Source organism: Halobacteriovorax vibrionivorans (assembly GCF_003346865.1).
Taxonomy (GTDB): Bacteria; Bdellovibrionota; Bacteriovoracia; order Bacteriovoracales; family Bacteriovoracaceae; genus Halobacteriovorax_A; species Halobacteriovorax_A vibrionivorans.
Genome location: NZ_QDKL01000001.1, coordinates 645375 through 664211 on the forward strand (window position 1 = coordinate 645375; position 18837 = coordinate 664211).

General features: G+C 35.0%; 17 protein-coding genes and 1 tRNA gene. 9 read left to right on the forward strand and 9 right to left on the reverse strand.

Annotated elements, in window-relative coordinates; all coding sequences use genetic code 11:
• Positions 1-21: 21 nt before the first annotated feature.
• Genes nadA through DAY19_RS03075 form a run of 3 tightly spaced genes read left to right on the forward strand, consistent with a single transcriptional unit; the run spans position 22 to position 3372 of the window.
• Entirely contained in the window at positions 22-1131 is a 1110-nt protein-coding gene (gene nadA, locus DAY19_RS03065; protein WP_114705714.1) for a quinolinate synthase NadA, read from the forward strand.
• Between the two features lie 32 nt (positions 1132-1163).
• Entirely contained in the window at positions 1164-2312 is a 1149-nt protein-coding gene (locus tag DAY19_RS03070) for a cysteine desulfurase family protein (RefSeq protein WP_114705715.1), read from the forward strand.
• Between the two features lie 31 nt (positions 2313-2343).
• Positions 2344-3372: a bifunctional UDP-sugar hydrolase/5'-nucleotidase gene (locus DAY19_RS03075; protein WP_114705716.1), complete on the forward strand. Its 1029-nt coding sequence runs from the start codon at positions 2344-2346 to the stop codon at positions 3370-3372.
• On the opposite strand, the gene DAY19_RS03080 is transcribed toward DAY19_RS03075, so the two are convergent.
• Both DAY19_RS03080 and DAY19_RS03085 read right to left on the reverse strand, forming a co-directional pair.
• Positions 3358-4137 carry a hypothetical protein gene (locus DAY19_RS03080; RefSeq protein WP_114705717.1) on the reverse strand — a complete coding sequence of 260 codons (780 nt, stop codon included), beginning with the start codon at positions 4135-4137 and terminating at the stop codon, positions 3358-3360. The two genes, DAY19_RS03075 and DAY19_RS03080, sit on opposite strands and share 15 nt — an antisense overlap.
• Positions 4137-5306 (reverse strand): hypothetical protein, encoded by a 1170-nt coding sequence (locus DAY19_RS03085; protein ID WP_114705718.1) that lies wholly within the window; start codon positions 5304-5306, stop codon positions 4137-4139. The genes DAY19_RS03080 and DAY19_RS03085 overlap by 1 nt, the downstream gene beginning before the upstream one ends.
• An 81-nt stretch (positions 5307-5387) precedes the next feature.
• On the opposite strand from DAY19_RS03085, the gene DAY19_RS03090 reads away from it, so the two are divergent.
• Positions 5388-7586: a hypothetical protein gene (locus DAY19_RS03090; RefSeq protein WP_158536761.1), complete on the forward strand. Its 2199-nt coding sequence runs from the start codon at positions 5388-5390 to the stop codon at positions 7584-7586.
• A gap of 21 nt (positions 7587-7607) precedes the next feature.
• On the forward strand, positions 7608-8681 hold the full coding sequence (locus DAY19_RS03095) for an RluA family pseudouridine synthase (RefSeq protein ID WP_114705720.1): 1074 nt from the start codon (positions 7608-7610) through the stop codon (positions 8679-8681).
• On the opposite strand, the gene DAY19_RS03100 is transcribed toward DAY19_RS03095, so the two are convergent.
• Both DAY19_RS03100 and DAY19_RS03105 read right to left on the reverse strand, forming a co-directional pair.
• Positions 8656-9390 (reverse strand): HAD family hydrolase, encoded by a 735-nt coding sequence (locus DAY19_RS03100; RefSeq protein WP_158536762.1) that lies wholly within the window; start codon positions 9388-9390, stop codon positions 8656-8658. The genes DAY19_RS03095 and DAY19_RS03100 overlap by 26 nt on opposite strands.
• Positions 9391-9456: 66 nt before the next feature.
• Positions 9457-10059, reverse strand: a complete 603-nt coding sequence (locus tag DAY19_RS03105) for a hypothetical protein (RefSeq protein ID WP_114705722.1) — start codon at positions 10057-10059, stop codon at positions 9457-9459.
• Between the two features lie 162 nt (positions 10060-10221).
• Between DAY19_RS03105 and DAY19_RS03110 the strand changes: the two genes are divergently transcribed.
• From DAY19_RS03110 to DAY19_RS03125, 4 genes are all read left to right on the forward strand, one after another.
• Positions 10222-10297, forward strand: a tRNA-His gene (locus DAY19_RS03110).
• A 182-nt stretch (positions 10298-10479) separates the two neighbouring features.
• A complete protein-coding gene (locus DAY19_RS03115; RefSeq protein WP_114705723.1) occupies positions 10480-11199 on the forward strand; it encodes a hypothetical protein in 720 nt (239 codons plus the stop codon).
• A gap of 102 nt (positions 11200-11301) precedes the next feature.
• Positions 11302-11763: a site-specific integrase gene (locus DAY19_RS03120; RefSeq protein ID WP_233500241.1), complete on the forward strand. Its 462-nt coding sequence runs from the start codon at positions 11302-11304 to the stop codon at positions 11761-11763.
• Between the two features lie 36 nt (positions 11764-11799).
• Positions 11800-13191, forward strand: coding sequence for a hypothetical protein (locus tag DAY19_RS03125; protein WP_114705725.1), 1392 nt, complete (start codon positions 11800-11802; stop codon positions 13189-13191).
• 47 nt (positions 13192-13238) lie between these two features.
• On the opposite strand, the gene DAY19_RS03130 is transcribed toward DAY19_RS03125, so the two are convergent.
• The 5 genes from DAY19_RS03130 to DAY19_RS03150 all read right to left on the reverse strand — a co-directional run bounded on the left by DAY19_RS03130 (position 13239) and on the right by DAY19_RS03150 (position 18780).
• Entirely contained in the window at positions 13239-14972 is a 1734-nt protein-coding gene (locus tag DAY19_RS03130) for a hypothetical protein (protein WP_114705726.1), read from the reverse strand.
• A gap of 338 nt (positions 14973-15310) precedes the next feature.
• Entirely contained in the window at positions 15311-16588 is a 1278-nt protein-coding gene (locus DAY19_RS03135; RefSeq protein ID WP_162929703.1) for a DEAD/DEAH box helicase, read from the reverse strand.
• Between the two features lie 148 nt (positions 16589-16736).
• Positions 16737-17189: a YaiI/YqxD family protein gene (locus DAY19_RS03140; RefSeq protein WP_114706241.1), complete on the reverse strand. Its 453-nt coding sequence runs from the start codon at positions 17187-17189 to the stop codon at positions 16737-16739.
• Between the two features lie 62 nt (positions 17190-17251).
• Positions 17252-18010, reverse strand: coding sequence for an MBL fold metallo-hydrolase (locus DAY19_RS03145; RefSeq protein WP_114705727.1), 759 nt, complete (start codon positions 18008-18010; stop codon positions 17252-17254).
• A 20-nt stretch (positions 18011-18030) separates the two neighbouring features.
• The gene (locus tag DAY19_RS03150) at positions 18031-18780 is read right to left on the reverse strand and encodes a hypothetical protein (RefSeq protein ID WP_114705728.1); all 750 of its coding nucleotides are present in this window, start codon (positions 18778-18780) and stop codon (positions 18031-18033) included.
• Positions 18781-18837: the final 57 nt, after the last annotated feature.

An 18837-nucleotide genomic window follows, 5' to 3' on the forward strand; every position in this document is an offset into this window, starting at 1 on the left:
CAATAAATTAAAGGAATAAATATGTTAGATCTTTTCGGAAAAGAGGAAGTTCACCGTCCAATAATTTCTCAAGAAGAATTATCAGACGAAGAAGTGCTAGTTGAACTCAGAAAGATTAAAGAGGAGCTTAAGGACGAAGTTGTTGTTCTAGGCCACCACTATCAGCAAGATGACGTTATTGAGTTTGCTGATTATAAAGGTGACTCGCTAAAGCTTGCTCAAGATGCGGCCCTACTCAAGGATAAGCCATATATAATTTTCTGTGGCGTTCACTTCATGGCAGAAACTGCAGACATGCTTACAGGAGATGACCAGCACGTCATCCTTCCAGATATGCAAGCAGGTTGTTCAATGGCCGACATGGCAAACCGAGAAGAGATTGATAAAGCATGGGACTTCATGCGCAAATCAACTAACGATAAAATTATTCCTATTACTTATATTAATTGTGCTGCAACTTTAAAGTCATTTGTTGGTGAAAACGATGGAACAATCTGTACTTCATCAAATGCACAAAACATTATCAAGTGGGCCTTTGATCAAGGTCAAAAACTATTATTCTTTCCAGATCAACACTTAGGAAGAAATACTTGTCATGACCTAGGAATCTCACTTGATGAAATGGTTGTCTACAACCCTAATATGCTTAATGGTGGGCTAACGAGCGAACAAATCGATAAGGCCAAAGTTATTCTTTGGTACGGATTCTGCTCAGTTCACCAAGGCTTTACAGCAACACAAGTAGAACAAATAAAAAAAGAAAAACCAGATACAACTGTTATCGTACATCCTGAGTGTAACTTTGAGGTTGTACAAGCGGCACACGATAACGGCTCAACTGCTTACATCATCAATAAGATCAAAGAAGCACCAGCAGGCTCAAAGTTTGCAGTAGGAACAGAGATTAACCTTGTTAATCGTTTAGCAAATGATTTTCCAGATAAAGAAATCACTTCACTGTCACCTTACCAGTGTTTATGTACAACAATGTATCGAGTAAGACCGCGTTGGCTACTTGCCAGCTTTAGAGCGATTAAGGAAAATAAACCTATTAATATAATTAAAGTAGATGACAAGACTAAGGAATACTCATTGAAAGCATTAAATAAAATGCTTGAGTTAAGTAAATAGGTTTTACACACAAGAGAGAGAGGGATTTAAACATGCAAGAGATTTACGCTGACTACAATGGCAGTGCTCCAATTTGCAATGAAGTAAAGGAGTACATTATTAACCGCCTAAACAAGGGGCCATTTGCTAACCCAAATGCCACACACCATGTTGGAACACGCGTGAAGGTGGCCATGGAAAATGCACGCTCTGTATGTGCAAAGCTTCTCGGTGCTCAAATGAGTCAACTTGTATTTAACTCTGGCTCGACAGAAGGTATCTCAACTGTATTTCAATCTGTACTTTTAAATAATCCAAAAAAGAAAATAATCATCTCGGGAATCGAGCACTCAGCTGTTACAAACAATGCTCTTTTCTACCAAGAAAATCACGGCCATGAAGTCTATACATTACAAACTAAGCCAAATGGAATTGTTGATGTAGAAGATCTCATTAATCATATCGATGAAGACACTGCACTTGTTGCGGTGATGGCAGCAAATAATGAAACTGGTGTTATTCAACCTTACTTAGACGTTGCAAAAATATGCCAAGAAAAAGGTGTTCCTTTCCTATGTGATACAACTCAATTTGTAGGAAAGACTGAATTTAACTTTGCTGAATCGGGAATTGACTACGCTGTAGTAGCCGGACATAAAATTGGTGGCATGACAGGCTCAGGCTTAGTTCTTGCTAAAGATCCAGCAACTTTAAAACCTCTCATTATTGGTGGAGGACAAGAAAAAGGTCTTCGTGGTGGAACTCAAAACTACCTCGGAAATGAAACTCTTGCCGTTGCCCTAACATATGCAATGAATAATCTACCAAAATATGAGGCCATTAATACTAAACGCCAACAATTTGAAGAAAATATTAAAGCTAAGTTTCCACAAATTGTTATCATTGGTGAAGATGCCCCAAGGCTTTCTTCAACATCATACCTTTCAATGCCAGGAATCCATGGCCAGGCCGTGCAAATGGAGCTTGAATCTGAAGGAATTTATGTAACAACATCATCAGCTTGTTCTGACAATAACCCTCAAACTTCTAAAGTTCTTAAGGCCATGGGAGTAACTGACGATATTGGTCGAGGTGTTGTGAGAATTTCTTTAGGGCTTTGTAATGATCCTGCCCTCTATGATAGAATCGAAAGTGCATTAATAAACGCTTACGAAAAACTATCAAAGATAAAAAGTTATTAAGACAAAAAACCTTTTCATCATATTTTTAATTTTGGGAACTCTCATTTCTTGTAGTGAGAGTTCTCAAAAATATAATTCCTTAAAGCTTACTAAGAAGTTCTCTAAGAACACTAAAGATTCAATTATTATCGCTTATACTGGTAATTTAAAGTCGCAACTCACACCTCACAAAGACGAGCTAATAAATGGTTCAAAAATAGAATTTGGTGGTGCACAGCTGCAGAGAAAATACCTCAGTGCCATAAGAAGTGAACTTGGAAATATTCTATTAATCGATGGTGGGCAGATTCTAGCAGGTCAATCAAAAGAAGATGGTGACGAAGTTCTTGAGCATATAAATGAATTAGAATACGATGCCGTTCTCTTATCAGATCATGACCTCATTAGCTTAAAGAATCAGAAGAATAAAGAGATCAATATCCCATTTGTTAATTCAAATCTCTTATCACTCGATACAAATGAATCCCTTTCAAGCTTTAATAATAAAGAAGTAATCATTAAGGAGATAAATGGTGTAAAGGTTGGAATCTTTGGACTAACTCCATATAAACCGATACTTAAAGATGAGGATGGTTTAGAGGGAATCCTCTTTGATGATGTCGTTGCAAGAATCCTTAATATAAAAAGAAAGATCAAAGGTCAGACTGATATAAATATTGCTATCTTACATGCTCATGATGAGTGTAGTGATAAAATCGATTACCGATTTAAAGACTGTAAAATTGATCGTAGCTTCATTAAAAAAATCTTAACGCGCCTACCTCCAGATACCATTGATATCGTTTTTAGTGGAAGTAGTATTGAGCCTGTAACAAAGATCCTAGAGTATCCTGTTATCTCTAACCTTGGGCATGGGGAATTCATTACTCTTTTAAGATACTTTCCAAAAACGAAAGAGATAGAAGCGCAACAAGTAAGGATTTGCTCTGACTTCTATGATGTAACTAATAGTTGTTATATTTCTCCTGATGACATTAATGCCATTAAAGAAGTGAGAAAAAGTCGTCTAAAACTTAGGCCAGCTCAGGTACTTAAGACAAAAATCCTACAAACAAACTAGAATTCCATCATCATTACAAAATGTTTCAAGGCCAGGCTCACAAAAGCCAGCAGGAGATCCATTAAAGCAGAGGCTTGGAAGCTTTGTATCTAAAACTTTATAACCACGAGGACAAGCTGGTTGATTTTTTGTACCACACTTATTAACTCCACAGTACTTACTTCCACCTTGTTTACAATTGAAATCTACGACTTCATAACTTCCACTAGGACACATATCACAAATATTTGCCACTACATCCTTACACTCTATATTAACTCCGTGACAGAGTTGGCCATCTTTTAAGACTTTATCCTTTAAGGATTCAAGGCCACCACTAATGAAGACATTATCAAAGTAGGACTTTTTTAACTGATTTTGAAAGGCACTAAACTTTCTTGGCATTCGGTAGTTGAATAAATGATAACTTCTTCTTTCACCGCCAAGAAATAGATCGAGGCTGACTTTATCAACAGCTGATAGTGTGAATTTAAGAGAGGAGATATTCTCTTCAAACTTTATTTTTTCATCAAATTGGCACTTATTTCCACTTTTAGAAACGTAGCGAAGTATCCCCTCTTTTTTATTAAAAGGAGTTTTATAAAATGCACAAAAGTTATCGAATTCAAAAATCTTAATCCAAGTATTCTTTGGTTGTTCGATATTACCTTTATTTAAATATTGATTATTAAATTCAATCTTCTTTGCAAGAGACAATCTTTCTTCAAGATCAAACTTTTGTGACCAACATGAAATAAAAAGCAAAATAAATACTATATATTTCACTATAGACTCCTCATGCAACGAAATGCAATTCGATAATCATTAGTTAATTTATCAGCTCTTAGGGGATCAAAGGCTATATTATTTAAACCATATCCTTCACCATCCCAATATCCGCGCATACCATTTTGGTGTGCTTTAGAATGCCAGCTAAAATAGAACGAAGAGAGTTTTAAGTTCTCACTTGGGTGGATGATATTTCTTAAGTATTCAAAGGGCCCACCAAAGATCTGATAAACACCGGCCCATGAAACATTTCGACTATCTTTTTGTATATAATTTTGATCTAAACACTCACTTGAATAACTTTTTTCACAAAGAGATAATCGTTCTTCTTCCTTGATTTCTTCAACATGAAACTCTTTCATTCGTTGAATCTTATTAAGTAGTGTTTTTGTATTCTTTCTTGTCCAAGGATAGAGCGGTGCCCTTAAGTACTTAGTTGTATTATCAGTTAAATCTTCTGGATGAATTGAAATTGCATCAAAAACTCTTGCAGTGAGTAAACTCTTTCCTTGAAAACGGCAATAGGCTTCCATCTCTTCAACTGACAATCCATAAGTATACGAGTAGAGATTCTTATCCTTAATTTTTTTATAAGCAGACTTTGAGAGCTTATCATTTGCTAAGTTCTTCCAATTCTTTACTTCCCAATTTTGTACATGAAATTTATCCACAAAGAGATTGCGATTAAAGTTATCCCAAGAAATTGTAACTTCTCTTTTATTGGCCATAAAAGGATAGTAACGTTGTGGCACATAGGTTTCTTGGCAACTATCCACAAAGCTAAGTTGTAATTCTTCATCATAATCTTGAGCTTTTACAACAAAATCATAGTAACGAAAGCTTGGCATTTGGTGATACGAATAACCTTGAACGAGAGATAATGTCTTAACTTTTTTATCAAGATAAACATTCACCAGCTTTTTTTCTAATAGGCACTGAAGATACTCAGGAAAACATTGATAATATTGGTCATCTACATAACTAAGAGTTTTACACTGACCTTCCTTATCAAGACGTGCATTTTCCCACTCAAACTTCAAAGTAGACGCTATTTCTTCGATTTGATCCGGGCTTAAAGTCTTTTTTGTTTGCAGCTTTGTAAAGCCCCAATACCCGACACCAACACTCAGAATTAATATAGTAGTTAAAATTATTTTTTTAAACATTTCTCACTTATGTGTAACACCCAATCAATGGTAAAATTATATATAGAATTTCCTTATGTTAAAAGGATTCAAAGGATTATTATGGATTGGATAGATAGCTTAAATAATTTAGAAGTTAACGGCAATGAGATCATGTCATTTTTTGAGTATTATGAACTCTTTAAGAAGTCTCCTGAAAAGGAATTGAGGCCAACTTCTGCTTACCTTCAAGACATGGTTAATTACTTTGGCCGTGATGATCACAAACATTTAAATGTTTTCTCACATGATGACCAAGATGCTCCAGCAGTATTTGGCCAGTATAAGATTGAGGAAAAGATCATTGAGCAACTAAGAAATTTTGCAGAAGAAGGTTTTAATAATAAATTCATTCTTCTTATTGGGCCAAATGGTTCTTCAAAGAGCTCACTTGTTAAACGCCTTATGAAAGGTGCTGAGGATTATTCAAAAACAGATGAAGGAGCTCTTTATACATTTAGTTGGATCTTTCCAATTAATACAGTCATAAAAGGTAATCTTGGATTAAACCAAGCGTCGACAACTTCTGATTTAAGCTCTTACGCACAATTAGAAGATAAAGATATCTCAGCTATTTTAACATCTGAATTAAAAGATCACCCACTACTACTTATCCCAAAAGAAGTTAGAAAGGATTTAATCCATTCTGCTTTTAATGAGAATCCAGAAAAGCAGGAAGAAATAGAAAAGTCTTACCTTGTACGCGGTGATCTCTCAAAAAGAAATCGTATGATTTACGATGCTCTACTTAAGAATTACAAAGGAAAGCATGAAGAAGTCTTAAAACATATTCGAGTTGAGCGCTACACTATCTCTCGTCGTTATTCGAGAAGTGCTGTAACAATTGAGCCTCAACTACATGTTGATGCAAAGATGCAACAAATCACAATGGATCAGAGACTTGCATCTCTTCCACCTTCACTTCAGTCATTAAATCTCTTTCAAATGTCTGGTGAAACAATTCATGCCAATCGCGGTATTCTAGAATATTCAGATCTACTTAAAAGGCCATTGGATACATTTAAGTATCTACTTATGACAATGGAATCCGGATCAATTAATCTCGGTGGTATTTTAACTGAGCTTGATATCTTCTTTATTGGTACATCAAATGAAGTACATTTAACGGCCTTTAAGCAACACCCTGACTTTAATTCATTTAAAGGACGCTTTACATTTATCCGCGTACCATATCTCTTAGACTACAAGAGTGAAATGAAGATCTATCAAAAACAAATCAATAGTATTAAAGATCGTACTCATTTTGAGCCAGGTGCTCTTGATGCCATTGCAAAGTTCGCTGTTATGACTAGGATTCGCTCTTGTATGACAAAGCACTACGAAGATACGAAGAAACTTTCAGCTATCGTAACAACTCTTAATCCACTTGAGAAGGCCGGACTCTACTCTGAAGATAGAATCATCCCTGGCCGATTAGACGTAGAACAAGCACAAATCTTAAAACATAATATTGAGCGTATCGAATCAGAGTTTGAATTCGATAATCTCTATGAAGGTAAATTTGGTATCTCACCAAGGGATATTAAAAATATTATTTATCGTCTGGCAGATATGAATAAGGCAATTACTTTTATTCAAGTTCTGGACTACTTTAAAAGAATTATCAATAAGAAGTCTGAATACGACTTTCTTAATATGTCTGCTCATGGAGATTATCATAATCCACCAAAGTTCATTGAGTTAATTAATGAAGCGGCCCTTGATGACTTTGATAAGAAGTTAAGAGAGTCATTAGGTCTTGTGGATGATCGCTCTTATGAAGATTACTTAAAGAGATATATCGAAAATATCAACGCCATGATTAAAGGTGAAAAGATTAAAAACGTTGTAACTTCTAAGTATGAAGATGCTGATGAGTACTTCATCAAAGAATTCGAAAATAATATCAATCTTAAAGAAGATGCAGCTAACTTCCGTTCTCACCTTATTTCTAAACTAGGTGCTTGGTATCTGGATAATAAAGGCGAAGAAGTCGATTATACTAAAATCTTCCCAGAAGTTGTAGATCGTCTAAAAGAATCATTTAGAAAAGAGCAAGAGAAGGTAATTCATAAGATTGCTAAGAATCTTGTTTTCTTTGAAGCAGAGATGTCTGGAAAAGAAGTAAAAGGCCATATCCCATTGAAAGAAGATATCAAAAAAGAAATTAAGGTTGTTATTGATAATCTTCAATCTTCATATGGTTATTCACAGAATGGTTCATTTGAGTTAATAAAGTATCTAATTAAAGAACGTTACTAGTACTAATTAACTTAGATAAACATGGCCATCTTAAATAAGAAATTCACGACTCAAGTCTATGAGGTGACGTATTACGTTGAAGAAACTCATCAAGGGATGAGGTTGGATCAATTTATGCAGATCTATCTTGAAACGTGGTCTCGCCAAGAAGTGAAAAAGAGAATCAAGGCCGGTGATGTTCAAATCATTGACCGTCCAGGAAAGCCTAGGCCATCAACGACTCTCCACTATAAAGAAAAAATCTTTTTTCGAATCACAAGAACAACTCAAGAAGACGAATATTGGCGTGGTGAACTTATTGAACTCGATGAAAAGCCTGAAATAATTTTTGAAGACAAGGAGCTTATTGTCATGAATAAGCCTCCATATATGGCCTGTCACCCAACTGGCCGCCATCTCTTTTACTGTGCCACAGTAATGTTTGAAGAAAAGTATGAGAAAACCATCCACTCAATTCACAGACTTGATCGTGAAACATCAGGTGTAATGATGCTTGGAAAAGATCCTCAGATAGCAAACCTAATGGGTGAAGAGTTCATCCATGATCGCGTTAAGAAGTGCTACTTCTTTATTGCAAAAGCAAATGAAGATTACAATGGAGCACAAGAATTCTTTTCTGATGAAAGACTTGGAGCTAGTGAAGAAGGGTTAAAGCGAGTTTATATCGACTCCTTTCCCGTGAACTCTCATGAAGGAAAGCATGCCTATACTGACTTTAAAATTCTTTTTAAAGAAGGTGATTATGTACTTGGACTGGCCTTTCCACAAACTGGACGCCAGCATCAAATCCGTGTTCACGCAATGCTTAGAGGCCTGCCACTATTAGGTGATAAGCTTTATCTTGGTTCATTTGAAATGTTTCAACGCTTTAAAGATAACTTGGCCACACCAGAAGAATTTGATCAGATGGAGCACAATCGTCACTGCCTCCATGCCATCGGCCTAAAGCTTCACTACAAGGGTGAAGATCGCATGTATATCTCATCACTTCCAAAGGACTTCATCCCGCTAATTAAAGAGCGTTTTTCAACACCAGTAGATGAGATTGAAAAAACTGTTAAAGATAAAGCTAGAGATTATTTTTCAGGTAATTAAGAACACCACTTGGCCCAGCGTTTTCTTTTCCCTTTAAAATAATGTGTGGTTTTACACTTAAGCGATCCATAACTGAATCAATATTAGAAACACCAATTGAAGTCTTAACCTTATCAAACATTGATTGATCATTTAGACTATCACCAAAGTAGATCGATTCTTCTTCCATATTTAGATGTGAAAAGAACTTATTAAAGAGAACCTTTGTTGCATTTGCCTTTGATAGGTTTCCACACCAAAAGTTTAAGTGAACATTAGATGTTGAGTAATTAATCCCCTCTTCATCCATAAGGTGACAAATTTCATTTTTAAATTTCTCATCTTCAAGATCACATAATTCAATCGCGCGATCAGATACTCGCCCCAAGGAATCACTTGTTAAATTTAAATTAGGATACTTCTCTTTAAGCTTTACACAAAAAGCTTCAAGCTTTGCCAGCTCACTTTCTGGAACTAAGAATTCATTTTGAATAAGTCCATTCTTATCACGCCAACTAAGAGCTCCTCCGCCTTCTGAGATAACGATAGGAAGTGTTGAAAAGTGAGTGATTAGAAAATGTGCCCAAGAGATACTTCGGCCTGTTACGATAACAAATGGGATCTTTTTACTCTCAGCAAGATTTAAAATATCAAAAAGCTCACTGCTCATTTCTGTATGATGAGTTAGTGTACCGTCAAAGTCTGAAAGTATAATCTTTGGAGTTGTCATCGAATGCCTCATGTAAAAAAGGCGGCCATTAAGCCGCCCTTTCTTATATAAAATTTTTGTAAGTAATTATAGAGGAAAAGAAACACCAGCTAAGAAAGCTGTAAATGAATCCTTTAGGCCAACTTGAACTTCCATTGTACCGTTTAGGTGCTTGAAGCCTTCAATTGGTAATTGTCCGTTAATCCCCGTGTTAAGACTCATTGTTGTTTCATATCTCTGAGTATCACCATTTAGTGATAGTCCAAGAGGAATTGAAGCATATGGATAAGCTTCTTTACCCCAAAAAGAGAATCCCTTCGTTACTGTTGGAGCAATTGAAAGCTTTGTAACACCTTCATCAAACTCAGTAGAACGCTCAATCATCCCTTTTACAGAAACACGAGGTTGTTGCATATAATCTGGATACAGTTCATAGTCCGCACCAACAAATAGTCTTTGTGAACGATCACCACCAGAAATTCCTAGACCACCATCTACGATTAATTTCTCGTCTAATTTATGAGTGTAGCGAACTTGCATCCCCATTCCACCCTTATCTGATGTAATTCCAGTAAGTTCTGTAGCAATTGTCTTTGATCCGCTTAGCATTGGCATTGTCGATTGTCCGATCCCGTAAGCGAAGATTGAAGCTTGTGACAGCATCATTAATGATAGAAACGCCTTTTTCATATATTCCTTCCTAGTTTTTAGTAAACTCTTTAATCATTTTAATGCCTTGTCCTAACTATATGCAAGGAATTCCTAAGACACTTCGCACAATCCTTACACACAAAAGAATTACAGGTTGACTCATAAGGCCTAATCAATTATAAATAATTCCACATTCTTATGGTGACCGTAGTTCAGTTGGTAGAGCGCCAGATTGTGATTCTGGTTGTCGTGGGTTCGAGCCCCATCGGTCACCCCATTAAAAAAAAGCCCCTTCGAAAGAAGGGGCTTTTTTTTATATGTGGAGAATGATTGGGTTTTGTAGCTACGGCAATGTCGTGGGTGGCCCTCACGATGAGGGTCCCCCGCGAGGCCACGATGGCCGCAAAGCGGGGTCACCAACTCTGCATCTTCACAATTATATTTTTTGAAATCTAATCTATGCCAGACAGCTATACAGCCTTAGAGAAAATAAAAAATACTGATACAATAAATCATATGAAGTTAAATAATAAAATAATTAAAGGATTATTTAAATCCTTGGCCCTATTAGGTGCTTTATTTCTGGTGGGCCCTCACATTGGAATAGATCCAAAAGAAGCTGCGATTTTCTATGGAAAAATCTTAGTACTCATTATTCCATTCAACCTTATTTTCTGGTTCCTCGATAAAAAGGGAATAATTGATTTAAAGAAAGAAGAACAAGAGAGACTTAAACTACAAAAGAAACTAAAGAGTAATAAAAAGAATGTCATATGGTTCTTCGGAGCCCTCGTTGGTTTACTTTTAATAATTATGATTCCTATTTATTTATTTTCTACTCCTTTAAAAGATAATCCAGGAATAAGAAGCATCGAAAATGAGCTTATTCAAGGTTACTATTGGGTTTTCTGTATAGTATTTTATAGCTTTAATACTTATGTGTTTCTATTTGGAAAAAAGCTCTTAGCAGGCAATAAGAGAAAAAGAATTGGACATTACTTAGCCAGTTTCTTTGCCTTTACTCTATTCACTACGTCTATAATTTTAGCAAATGACCAACCCAATTTAGTATTAGTAATGTCATGTCTTTGTACAGGAGTAACCTGGATACAATTCGCAGCTATCAATATTTATAAAATCATGAAGGAAGATGAAACCAGGTTGGAAGAAGCCCTTTAGTCTGACTTTTAGTAACAATTATTAAATTCTAAATTCAAATAAATAGAAATCTTCTTACAGAAGTTTTCCTTACGCACAGTCAACGGAAAAGCACCTGGAAGAATTTTTCGAAATGGAGAATTATATGCTTTAACTTGGGACGATGTAGACTTTGAAAACAGGAGAATCAGAGTATCTAAATCTTATAACAAGAGATCGAGAGAAACAAAAACAACTAAAGCTGGCTACTGGAGAAATATTCCAATTAATGACGATTTAATGAAACTGTTACGAGACTTACAATCTAAAAGAAAAAATAACTTTGTTCTTCCTAGATTAAGAGACTGGGCCCATGGATATCAAGCAAAGGTATTAAGAACCTATTGTACATATTTAAATATTACACCTATTCGATTTCATGATCTAAGAGCCTGCTTCGCAACACAACTACTTCAAAATTCTGTTCCACCAGCGACAGTTATGAAGATATGCGGCTGGAAAGATCTTGATACTATGGCGAGATATATTAGAGTAGCGGGAATTGATGAAGTTGGAGCTACAAATAAACTTAGTTTTGTCTTATAATCTATAAATATTAATTTTTTATAAAGGTAATTCAACGTGTCTGAGCTAACTGCTAGTGAACTTATTTCAAAGATAAAGGATTCATCTCCACTTGGTGAAATTAAAGATGAAATAATCAATGCTTCAAAAATAGATCTTAATTTTCTGGACTTAAACAACTGTGATCAGATTTCCTTCATAAATTGCACATTCAAAGGAACCCATGAAATTAAAATAACCAAAAACCTGAATAATTATAACTCCATTATATTTGATGAATGTACATTTGATAGCAAAGTTTTAATTCACGGTAAATTACACTCTCTCAGTTTTTCTAAAATAAATACAAATACAGAGATATCGTTAAATATACATACAGATTTTTTAGCTTTTACAGATACTGATTCCAATAAAAACAATCTTAATATTTCTACTAGATCCAAAGCTATTTTTTTACATAACTGTGTCTTCCACAAAATACTCTTTGATGATTCTCCTTATGATAAGAATTTCAAATCAACGCTTAGTATACATGACCTAGAAGCTGTCGTTTTTGAATCTATAAACTTAAATATTCTTGAGTACGAAATCTACAACATTAATTGTAAATATATTAATTTAAAATCGAGAGAGGCAAAATTAAGGTTAATAAACTGGGACCAAGAAAACAGTATTAACAACATTACACTTAACGATTTTAAGAAGATTGAGATGTCTAACCTAAGCATACAAGAAGGTATATCTATTGAAAATCATCTTCCCAATGAAGAGTACCTAATTTCAAATATTGTATTTAATCAAAAATCCGAATTGCTTTTTAACAATGTTAGGCTTAATAATTCAGAGCTAAGAAATATCAAGTTTAAGGCTGATTCTAAAATATGGGCAATTAACACAAACCTTGTGAATCTTAGGTGCTACTCTATTGACTGGCCTACATCATTCAACTATGCAATAGATAAAAAAAGGACAGCAGAAGATTTAAAGAGCTCCATTGAGAATTTTAGAGATATGAAGACTAACTTCATTACGAATAATGACACAGAACAGGCTAATATCTTTTACAAGCTTGAAATGAAAGGGTTATTAAACTTATATTCAAAAACAAAAATCACTGAAGTAAATAAATATATTCCATTATTTTTAAGCTCTATAGTGTCTGATTTTCAATCAAACTGGATAAAAGTTCTTTCAACCTGGTTTATACTATATGCTCTACTGATCTTATTATATAGACTTATTCTTTTAGATAGCTATAGCTGTTTAGCTATATTAGATTTTTTCAAGAACTTTAATTACCTTAGCTTTCCGTTAGAGGTTATAGATTACTTTGACCCCTTTAATAGTAAAGTATCTTCACAATCATTAAGTTTTATAATTAAAGTTACTAATGCATATTTTATTTATCAATTCCTTATGTCTTTTAGAAGATTTAAAAGATCATTCTAGAGTTGATATAACAAACAATAGAAAAAGAAATACATTATCTTGAAGAGTTATTTCACTAAATAAACTCTCTGATTTACCTTTATATGTGAATAATTATCACTTATTTCAATACCAACCTCTTGGCCTAAGCTCGCCTGATTTACATTTTCTCCATTAACCTGAATTGATTTCACATAAGCTTCTCTAACACAATTATTACACTCAATAGATATCTTCCCTCCTACTTCAAGCCCTTCTATCTCACACTTTAATCCAAAAGAATTACTTTTTTTCCAGTTCTTAACCACTTTACCAAGAAACTTATAATCTTGAGGTATCGCCGAGATGCGACCAGACTTATAAAAGCTTCCCTTAATGTATTCATGACTCCAGTCATTTATTTGAAAACTCTTATAGATTCTAAATAGATCCCAAGTTGTTAACAGACCGAGATTATGTGCTTCAGCATTAAGTAATATTTCTTTTCTAAATACATTCTCGTTTTCTCTATTTAGACATTCAATTTTTCTCTGATGATTTATAATTGCTAAAGAGTTTATATCTGTCCTCCCTAATGATCTCATTCTAACAGCTACATATTTGTTAGCTGCTAGTGCATCTTCATCACTTGGTAAACCAGTTATTCCTTTTACCTCGACAAGAAGTAGTGGAGAACTATCCTTTATTTGCAAATCTTCATGTCTTACTGAAGTTTCTCCTGTGCTCTCCAGCTCCTTATCAGTATCCACAACATCTTTAAAACCTAAATGTTCCAAAGTTTCATGAACAGCCGAAACTAGAGTATCTCCAGTTTCAGTAATTAAGTCTCTTAAAAATTTATATTCTTGTCTTTCCTGAGCAATGCTATCTTTGATTTTTGCGATATTTTCCAAATAGTTTGTTTCTAGTACAGTTAACTCATCTTTCAGTTTAACTATCGTGTGATTCTCATAATCGGATGAATACTTCCATGACTTCCCCTTGTTAGAGTCAAATACTTCCGGTGATATCTCTGGTAATATTTTGGATATAAATTCAAAGAGAAAACCACTCTTATTCTTCATTTCTGGAAATATGAAAATGTGCCCCTTCGTCGAACCTGGTTCATGATAAACTCCAGAAACACTTTTACCAAATTTATCGTTTGCAAAAGAACGATATTCATTTTCTTCAATCATGTAAGTAGGTTCAATAGTTATAGAATACGTAGAATCAACTAAATACTTTCTTAAAATACTATTTTCACTAAAATCATCTTCAGGAAAAATCTCAGTTCCGAAAGCATAATTTATATTAAAATTTTTTTTTGAAAACAAAGGCAAAAAGCCCCAATTATCATAATTAATTTTATTATTTATCTCTAGACTTCCATAGCTATTCTTTGCAAATATTAGATCCTGTAAATCACGAGGAGAACCAAAAACTATGAAAATCCCTCCATTTACATATATATCTTTAAAGGTACTGCTATGAATAGCCATCGCTCTTGACTTTGGATCGATATAACCATTTGAACATTTCGCCCACCAATCTAACTCATCATCAGGAAACTCTTTCTCAAGCCCATCACCACTACCAGAATGAAGTCCCCTCGTGTCAATAATAATTATCTCCTTCTCTCTTAAGTCTTTAGGAAGATTATCAGACCTTTTAACCGGTTCATACTGGCTACTTACACTAACGTTATATGGCTTCCCAAATGAACCATGCTCGACATTAAATCCAGCCTTCTCAAGCTCAGAAGTCTCCTCTTCACAATCAATGCTCAATACCTTAGGATGTGTATACTTAATCTTATTCACCAAAACTCCATTTATAACTCGATGATTTTATAAATATAAATGTAATAAACCACTTTTGCTACACTTAGCTTTACTGATGGTGATTTATTAATAATTTTAATAACTTAAGAAGATTACGACGAACACCCCATTTAAAAAAGCCTTCCTTTGCGAAGGCTTTTTTTATTCCTGAAATCCAAATTTATGCATAAAGAGACCGATGGGGCGAGAAGTGAACGAGCGCGCGTTAGCGAAGAGCTGGCCCGGACGGCCAGCGGAAGCGAGTGAACCGGCGACGATTGCTTGAGCGTGACGCGAAAGCATGAGGAGGAGCCCCTCGCACTTGTATCGATCTCATCTTAAGTAGTAGGCTTCTTCTTAGCAGGCCTACGTCGCGCACTTCGTTGCTGATTATTTCCATTACGGCTTTTATTTGCAGATGCTTTCTTACTTGGGCGCCTGTGATTTTGAGGTTGAGCAGGTGCTCCAGCAACTCCATGAAAAGGATGATCCTTATCTTGTGGAATTTGATACTTAATTGTCTTTTCAATATCTTTTAAAAGTTTCTTTTCTGTGTCATCGCAAAATGAAATAGCGATTCCATCACGTCCAGCTCGGGCCGTTCTTCCGATACGGTGAACATAACTTTTAGGATCATCTGGAAGGTTATAATTGATAACGTGAGTGATATGAGAAACATCAATTCCACGAGCAGCAATATCAGTTGCAACGAGAACTCTGATTGTTCCCTTTTTAAAACCACCAAGGGCCTTTTCACGTGCACCTTGAGACTTATTTCCATGAATAGCAGCAGATGTTATTCCAACCTGATCAAGATGCTTAACAACTCGATTGGCGCCGTGTTTTGTCTTTGTAAAAACAAGTACGTGCTCAATTGATTGGTCTTCTAGAATATTAATTAAGAGTTTTGGTTTATTTGTCTTGTGGACAAAATTGATTTTCTGATCAATCTTTTCGACAGTTGTTGATTCAGGTGTTACTTCAACTTTCTTAGGCTTTACTAGAAGCTTTTTAGAAAGGTTTACAATATCTTGTGGCATCGTCGCAGAAAAAAGTAACGTTTGCCTCTTTTTTGGTAGTCTCGCAATGATCTTATTCACATCGCGAATGAATCCCATATCAAGCATACGATCCGCTTCATCGAGGACAAAGGTTTCAAGTTGGCCAAATTGAATTTGGTCATTACTCATAAGATCTAAGAAACGACCAGGTGTAGCAACAATTACATCCATCCCTTTTTTAAGCTGTAGGATTTGTGGCCTTGGTTTAACTCCACCGAAAATAACCGTACTTTTTATGCCTAGGCCTTTTCCATACTCTTCAATATTTTCATTAATCTGAGATGCTAACTCTCTTGTAGGTGTAAGAATTAAAGTTCTCATATGTCTTGGCTTAGTTTTAATTTTATTTGAGCCTAGATTATTTAAAATTGGTAATGAGAACGCAGCAGTTTTACCAGTTCCAGTTTGTGCAATTCCAAGAATATCTCCACCTGTTAATAAGTGTGGGATTGATTGTGCCTGGATAGGAGTTGGTTTCTTATAGCCTTTTTTATTTAGGCTTGAGAGAATTTCTGGTAATAGTTTTAGGGAATCAAATGAATTGATTGATGACATAATAAATATCCTTGCTCAATAAGCGTTAATGCCAATGCTTAATCCAAATACTAGCACAGGCGAATATTTAAAATGTATCTAGATCAATCCCCTTCATCTCTTGTATTAGGATACAAGTCAACCTTTAATCGCGTTTATGTAAAGTATATTAGTGATATCCCTTCTTAGAGAGTATTTTGTTCAGTGAATTTGCAAAGTTTTGCTTATCTTTAGCATTAAATGAGTCAGGGCCTCCTGTAACGACTCCTCCATCACGAAGCTCCTTCATAAAGTCTCGCATTGATAATCGCTCTCCTATATTCTCTTCATCGTAGAGTTCACCGCGAGGATTAATAGCAAGAGTTCCTCTTCCAACAACTTCAGCGGCCAATGGAATGTCAGCTGTAATGACGAGATCATTTACTTCAACATGTTCAGCAATATACATATCAGCGACATCATCTCCACTATCAACTTTAACAAAAGAGATTAACTCGTGATGTGGGATATTCATATAGGAGTTAGCAACAAGTATAAGTGGGATTTGTAAACGAATGGATGTTTTAAAAAGTATCTCTTTTATAACCTTAGGGCATGCATCAGCATCGACCCAAATCTTCATCTCTTTCTTTTGCATTTAAGATTCCCTCATTTATCAGATAATTCATCTTAGATCGTTAAATACTATTTGAATACAGACTTTAATAACTTCATCAAAATAGCAGGTAAACTATTATGGTGCTTTCGTGGGATATCCGGTGTTGAATCAATTAATTCTTTAATACGTTCGTGACTTACTTTGACTTGTCCATAATGGGCGATAAGAAAGTCATTGATACCAAGATCGATATAGCGCTGAAGTGAGCTTCGATACTCTTGTGGTTTCCAGATTGGATAAGGCCTAAAGACATTAGTTTTGGTACTGACGAAATTATCAGCAATATATGCAAGCTTTTGTTCTTCATGAAAGATACTTAAGTCCATTATTGTGTGCCCTGGACACTCTAAGACTTTCCAGTTTTTAAAGAATGGAACTTCCATTAGATCAGTTAGAATATAGTCGAGCTTAACTTTGCGTGAAAAAAGAATATTTTTAAATCCTCTCTTCTTATTTAAGGCCACAAGATAAGTAAGAAGGATATCAACCCAATAAGTAACGATACCAAAAGGGCCAGAGTACATTAGATTAAGATCGCGAGGGCCGGCGATTGGTATTCCTTTCTTTTGAAAGAAGCTAACCGCTCCCATGTGATCGGGGTGTGCATGAGTTGTGATAACTAATTTAATATCGCTTAAATTTCTATTTAATTTGCTTTCAAGATATGATTCCACAACTTTAACATCAGGCCGACAACAACCATCCAGAAGAAGAAACGAGCCGTTTTCTTCTACGAGATAGATTGTTTGGATATAGCCTTTTAGTTGATGTATTTTAAAGTCCATAAAGCCCAGTTGTTATGGATTTACTGATAAATAGATTTGATATCAGTAATAGGAATGGCCATCACTTCATCAGCATCATCCACGTCTGTTATTTCAACGCGACTACCATCAAGAGAAAGAGAAATTGTACCATCTAAGTTTTCACCACTTTTTAATTCAACAGTAACAAACTCACCTTCAAGTAGTTTAACATCTTTTCTGATCTTCTTAGTTTCCTTTGCCACATCAATGACATCAAGGCCGTAAATTTTCTCATAAGCAAATGTCATGCGTCGCCCGTCTTCAATAGAGGTGAAGTTAAGTGTTTCATCACCAATTTCGAAATCACGGCCAGCAATTGAAGTATGATTGGTTCCATTATAGAAGTGAACATTAACATCTTTATTCTTTAGATTTTCCACTTCCCCTTCTAAGAGTTTTTTATAAATTTCAATTTCACCTAAAACTTCATCATTTATACTTTGTATATCACTATAGCTAATGAGGTATGCACCTTTAGAATTATTAATTTGAAGGCCACCACGTGCATAACTATGTATCTTTCCTTGGATATTATCACCTTTCATATTGATAATAGACACATCACCACCGACTCTTACTTCATAATTTTTTATGATTTTCTTAAGTGCACTAAAGCAATTGCCAACTTGGAAAAATGAAGCTGTTGAACGAGAAGACGTAGGATTATAATTTGTTGAATACCATACAGCTGTAAAGGAAATGGCAATAGCTGCAAAGCTTCGAATAACTTTTTGGCGTTCTGTTATCATAGCAATTTTATCGGCTAAACTATGGTTTTCCTTAACTATCTTCATGAGTTAAAATAA

Coding starts and splice junctions, on each gene's coding strand:
- DAY19_RS03085 (WP_114705718.1), bottom strand. CDS start 5,306: ATGTTTAAAAAAATAATTTTAACTACTATATTAATTCTGAGTGTTGGT.
- DAY19_RS03115 (WP_114705723.1), top strand. CDS start 10,480: ATGCCAGACAGCTATACAGCCTTAGAGAAAATAAAAAATACTGATACA.
- DAY19_RS03095 (WP_114705720.1), top strand. CDS start 7,608: ATGGCCATCTTAAATAAGAAATTCACGACTCAAGTCTATGAGGTGACG.
- DAY19_RS03145 (WP_114705727.1), bottom strand. CDS start 18,010: ATGGACTTTAAAATACATCAACTAAAAGGCTATATCCAAACAATCTAT.
- DAY19_RS03150 (WP_114705728.1), bottom strand. CDS start 18,780: ATGATAACAGAACGCCAAAAAGTTATTCGAAGCTTTGCAGCTATTGCC.
- nadA (WP_114705714.1), top strand. CDS start 22: ATGTTAGATCTTTTCGGAAAAGAGGAAGTTCACCGTCCAATAATTTCT.
- DAY19_RS03140 (WP_114706241.1), bottom strand. CDS start 17,189: ATGAAGATTTGGGTCGATGCTGATGCATGCCCTAAGGTTATAAAAGAG.
- DAY19_RS03070 (WP_114705715.1), top strand. CDS start 1,164: ATGCAAGAGATTTACGCTGACTACAATGGCAGTGCTCCAATTTGCAAT.
- DAY19_RS03135 (WP_162929703.1), bottom strand. CDS start 16,588: ATGTCATCAATCAATTCATTTGATTCCCTAAAACTATTACCAGAAATT.
- DAY19_RS03090 (WP_158536761.1), top strand. CDS start 5,388: ATGGATTGGATAGATAGCTTAAATAATTTAGAAGTTAACGGCAATGAG.
- DAY19_RS03105 (WP_114705722.1), bottom strand. CDS start 10,059: ATGAAAAAGGCGTTTCTATCATTAATGATGCTGTCACAAGCTTCAATC.
- DAY19_RS03100 (WP_158536762.1), bottom strand. CDS start 9,390: ATGACAACTCCAAAGATTATACTTTCAGACTTTGACGGTACACTAACT.